The organism is Microcystis sp. M109S1, from assembly GCF_020247025.1.
Taxonomy (GTDB): Bacteria; Cyanobacteriota; Cyanobacteriia; order Cyanobacteriales; family Microcystaceae; genus Microcystis.
In genome coordinates, this window is the sequence record NZ_JADBRW010000268.1 from 1 (window position 1) to 4,638 (window position 4,638).

4 protein-coding genes are annotated in these 4,638 nt (G+C 45.9%); 3 read left to right on the forward strand and 1 reads right to left on the reverse strand.

Annotated elements, in window-relative coordinates; genetic code table 11:
- Positions 1-262 precede the first annotated feature (262 nt).
- Positions 263-727 (reverse strand): hypothetical protein, encoded by a 465-nt coding sequence (locus IM322_RS13395; RefSeq protein WP_287675282.1) that lies wholly within the window; start codon positions 725-727, stop codon positions 263-265.
- 184 nt (positions 728-911) lie between these two features.
- Between IM322_RS13395 and IM322_RS13400 the strand changes: the two genes are divergently transcribed.
- The 3 genes from IM322_RS13400 (at position 912) to IM322_RS13410 (ending at position 4,374) form a co-directional block, all read left to right on the forward strand.
- Positions 912-2,381, forward strand: coding sequence for a TldD/PmbA family protein (locus IM322_RS13400; protein WP_287078879.1), 1,470 nt, complete (start codon positions 912-914; stop codon positions 2,379-2,381).
- Between the two features lie 2 nt (positions 2,382-2,383).
- Positions 2,384-2,926, forward strand: coding sequence for a DUF456 domain-containing protein (locus IM322_RS13405; protein WP_287078878.1), 543 nt, complete (start codon positions 2,384-2,386; stop codon positions 2,924-2,926).
- Positions 2,927-3,030: 104 nt separating this feature from the next.
- Positions 3,031-4,374 (forward strand): TldD/PmbA family protein, encoded by a 1,344-nt coding sequence (locus IM322_RS13410; protein WP_286827289.1) that lies wholly within the window; start codon positions 3,031-3,033, stop codon positions 4,372-4,374.
- Positions 4,375-4,638 lie beyond the last annotated feature (264 nt).

A 4,638-nucleotide genomic window follows, 5' to 3' on the forward strand; every position in this document is an offset into this window, starting at 1 on the left:
AAATCTAAAAACCTTGTTGGATAATATTTTTAGGCTTTTTTGAAATCAAAAAGTGCCAGCCATTGGAGTGTTCGGGGGGGAAATTTAGGCACTTTTTCCCTGAAAATTAGGTAATTGACCCCCTGAAAATGGGTAAAACCCCACACCCCACACCCCACACCCCACACCCCACACCCCACACCTCACCCTTAAGATAACTGCGATAATCTGAGTTCGGAATCAGGGAAAACTGCAAAATTTCCCTAACCCGAACTAACCTTGATTACAAAACCTTATGGGTGTGAGAATGTTGTTTGACGTTATCCTCCGTCCGCACCACATGAACAGCATTCAAGATGCGTTTTTTCTCTAGGGAAAAGTTTAAATCGTCTTTTTGGCTGCCCAAGGAGATTAACCCTTGCAGGTGGGGTTGATTTTTATAGGTGCGAGTGGCCGCAATCGCCCTTTCGACAAAATTCTCGCATAATTGGGTATTATCGGGAAAATTACTAGGTATTTGAGGATTATCGTCCTGAAAAACCTCTCCTAAACTCATGGCGCGGGCAAATTCGTAGGAAGTGGGAATTCCTTTGACAATTGCCTCTAGGGCTGCCGAGGGAATCGGTTCTAACACCGCCACTTTTTCTAATTCTCCCTCCTGTTTGAGAAAACAAATCGCTAAACCGAATACACAATAATCATCTTTTGTCAAGTCAGAAATGTTTAAGAATTGTGTCGCTGTGGCCATTATTTTTATCCTGAGTCGCTCTTTATTTAATCTTGCTGGTGATGAGCGATCGAATCAAGGTTTTTATTAAGAGATATGAAGGAGAAAAATTTAGCCGGGTTGGGCCACGCTAACCCACCCCCAGACGGAAAAAACTGATAGCTGTTAGACTAGAAACCAGCCGATTAACTGATAAACCAGCTTTATGTCACCCACTCTACTCATCTCCAAAGAACTCCCCACCCTGAAATATAATCCTAGTCTGGAGCGCTTTGATAGCTCTTGGGCGGCTCCCTTGTCCACTCTTCTGGGACTGGGACGGGCTGCCGGGGCGACTTTTATCGAATTTTTCCTCGAAAGAGTCAACTATATCAGTTGTTTAGCCGAAGATGACACCATCACCAGTCTCTCACCGAAACTATCTACAGGGGCAGGAATCCGCCTTTTTCGCGGTAAAGCTGATTGTTATGTCAGTACCAACGATTTAAGCTTCCAAGGCTTAAAAAATGCCCTAGAAAAAGGTTTATCGATTCTCGGTTTAAACCTACCCGGTCCTAACGCGTATATTCCCGAAATCAATCTGGAAATGTTCCGGGATTATGCCACGGTCAAAAATAAAGATATTTGGCTGAATAATTGCAGTTCTTTGGGAGAAATGGGTGATATTCTGCTAACTGCTAACCTTCAACTCAATCAGAAAGCCTCTCACGTCCAATCTCGTCGCGCCGCTTATTTTCGCGATTGGCAAGAAGTTTTAGTTGCCGCTAGTGATGGCACTTTTGCCCGGGATATTCGCCTCACCCAATCGGTGGGCTATAATCTCCTCTGTGCCGATGGGACCAATCGTTCTAGCATTGGTAAACGGTTGGGTAGTACCAGTAATCCCGATTTTCTGCGGACGTGGAATGCCGAGGAAGCGGCGGCAGAAGTGGCCGCATCGGCGGGTAAAATGCTTTACGCTGACTATGTAGAATCCGGCAGTTATCCCATCGTCATGGCCAATGAATTTGGCGGTGTTATCTTCCACGAAGCCTGTGGTCATTTGCTAGAAACTACGCAAATCGAGCAAAAAACCACACCCTTTCTCGATAAAAAAGGCGAAAAAATCGCCCACGAAAACCTGACGGCTTGGGACGAAGGATTATCCGATAAAGCTTTCGGTACTATCGATATGGACGATGAGGGAATGCCGGCCCAGCGTACTCTCCTAATTGAAAATGGTATCCTAAAAAACTTCATTGCCGATCGCACTGGTTCAATGAAAACCGGTCATCCGCGCACAGGTAGCGGTCGCCGTCAAAACTACACCTATGCCGCCGCTAGTCGGATGCGGAATACCTACATCGCTCCCGGGGAATATACCCTCGATAATCTCTTTAATTCCATTGATAAAGGCATTTATTGCAAAAAAATGGGCGGTGGTAGTGTGGGGGCCACCGGTGAATTTAATTTCGCCGTCGAGGAAGCTTATCTTATCGAAAACGGCAACCTGACTAAACCCCTGAAAGGCGCGACTTTAATCGGTTCAGCTAAGGAGATTATGAATAAAATCTCTATGTGTTCCCAAGATTTAGGTCTAGCGGCGGGTTTTTGCGGTTCCGTCAGTGGTAGCGTTTATGTCACCGTTGGTCAACCCCATTTAAAAGTAGATTCTATTACCGTTGGCGGTCGTTAATCATGGCTTTAGTAATCCTCTACTATTTCCTCATTGCCATCATGATAGTGGGGATAATTGGCGAACTGCTGCCCGCTGTCCCCGGCATGAGTTTGATTTTAATCGCCATGCTGGTATGGGGTTTTGTCACCAAATTCGCGGGGATGGGGGTCGCTTTAGCCGTGGCCTTTGTTATCCTTCTCCTCAGTCTGGGGGTGGAATTCCTCGCTAGTTATCTCGGCGCCCAAAAAGTTGGGGCCAGCAATTGGAGTCAAATCGGGCTAGTAGTGGGCTTATTAGCGGGAATATTCGGGCTTTTACCCGCTTTACCCATTGGCGGCCCAATTATCGGCTTATTTGTCGGTCCGGTGGTGGGGGCTTTTTTGGGAGAATACGCCTATCGTCGCGATTTGGAATTAACCCCCCGTTTGCAACAATCCCTAAAAGTCTGTGTCGGTATCGTCGTCGGTACAGTTATCGGTCACGTTGCTAAAGCTATGCTGGCCACGGCCGCCGTTATCGTCTTTATTGTCACCACCTGGCCTAATTTAGCCAATTTAGGCTAAGTATAGCTATCAGCCGTCAGGAGACAGGATTCAGCTTTTATTTATTCTCCCCATCACCCCAACCCCCAACCCCCAACCCCCAACCCCTAACCCCCCATAAATCTATGCCAAAAGTTGAAGATATCGCCCAAATAGCTAATTCTAGCGCCCAAGCTTTAGGAATTGCTAAATACGACATCTATGGTTCTTCTGTCGATGAAACCGATGTGGATGTGTTTCAAGGGGAACCCAAACAGGTACAAGCTTCCAATCGTTCCAGCGTTATCGTTCGCGTCTGGAATCGGGATAATCAAGTTGGTGTCACCTCGACCACCGATGTGGACCCGGTGGGACTGCAATTAGCCCTGAAAACCGCCCAAGAAGCCAGCTTTTTTGGTGTTAAGGAAAATGTCCCCGATTTTAGTCCCGCAGCCACTGCACCTACCACAGAAGTGGCCAGCGAAATGTCTAATCAAGCAGCTGTATCCACTCTCATCGATAAGTTATTAGCCGCCGAAAAATCTTTACTAGCGGCCCATCCGGCTATTGCCAGTGTTCCCTATAACGGTTTGGGACAACAGCAGGTCAGACGTTTTTATCTCAATAGCGACGGGGCAATGCGTCAGGAAGCGCGTAGTTATGCCAGTGTGTATTTATACACCAAAACCGAACAGGAAGGCAAAAAACCCCGCAGCGCTGGTGCTTTTCGGGTCAGTCCGGGCCTGGAAAAATTAGATATCGATGGTTGCATCGAGGAAGCGATTACCAAAACTGTTAGCCATCTGGACTATCAACCGATTATCACGGGTAAATATTTGGTGGTTTTTGCCCCTCGCGCCTTTTTGAGTCTAATGGGAGCATTTTCTAATCTGTTTAATGCCCAAAATGTCCTTGATAAACAGAGTCTTTCTACTCCAGAATCCCTAGGAACACAAATCGCGGCCACTGCCTTAAATTTGTGCGATGATGCCCTCCATCCGGCTAATGTTGCCGCCGAAACTTTTGATAGTGAAGGCACTCCCACCCATCGTGTGGAATTAATTAAAGAGGGGATTTTGAGTAATTTTCTCCATAGCACGATTACCGCTAAACGGATGAATACGGAACCCACTGGCAACGGTAACATTGGGTCAAAAGTAACGGTTAGTCCCCATTTTTATCACGTTTTTGCTAGTGCTAATCAACCAAAGAGCTATTCTTTGGAAACAGCAGAAAATGTGGTTTTAATTGATAGTTTACAGGCACTTCATGCAGGAGTTAATTCTCTGCAAGGTTCCTTCTCTTTGCCCTTTGATGGTTGGTTAGTTAACAAAAATGAGCGCGTTAGCATCGATTCCGCTACCGTAGCCGGAGATATTTTAACACTGCTGAAATCGATTGTTTATCTGGAACCGGAAGCAGTTATCACTCCCAGTGGTGTTTGTCCCTACGTTTGGGTAGAAGGTTTATCAATCACAGGAGAAGCTTAACACTATACCGGAGCAAAAATAGGGGGTATTAACCAGGGTAATACCCCCGCAAAGTGGGCAAGCTGTTGACTATCCAAATTACTTCTTAAACTGCACCAGAATTGGGACTGGGGAGAATAAATAATACTAAATCCTGTTATAATAAAACAAGTAAAGACGAGGAGATAAAATGCCCAAGAAAGCTTACTTAGCCGAACATCTAAGTTCAGAGGAACTGAAAGATAGATACAGAAGCAGTCAAGACTCAGTGGAAACAAGAAGATG

Bases quoted from the DNA above. Each gene is read 5' to 3' on its own strand.
- IM322_RS13410 (WP_286827289.1), top strand. From the start codon at position 3,031: ATGCCAAAAGTTGAAGATATCGCCCAAATAGCTAATTCTAGCGCCCAA.
- IM322_RS13400 (WP_287078879.1), top strand. From the start codon at position 912: ATGTCACCCACTCTACTCATCTCCAAAGAACTCCCCACCCTGAAATAT.
- IM322_RS13405 (WP_287078878.1), top strand. From the start codon at position 2,384: ATGGCTTTAGTAATCCTCTACTATTTCCTCATTGCCATCATGATAGTG.
- IM322_RS13395 (WP_287675282.1), bottom strand. From the start codon at position 727: ATGGCCACAGCGACACAATTCTTAAACATTTCTGACTTGACAAAAGAT.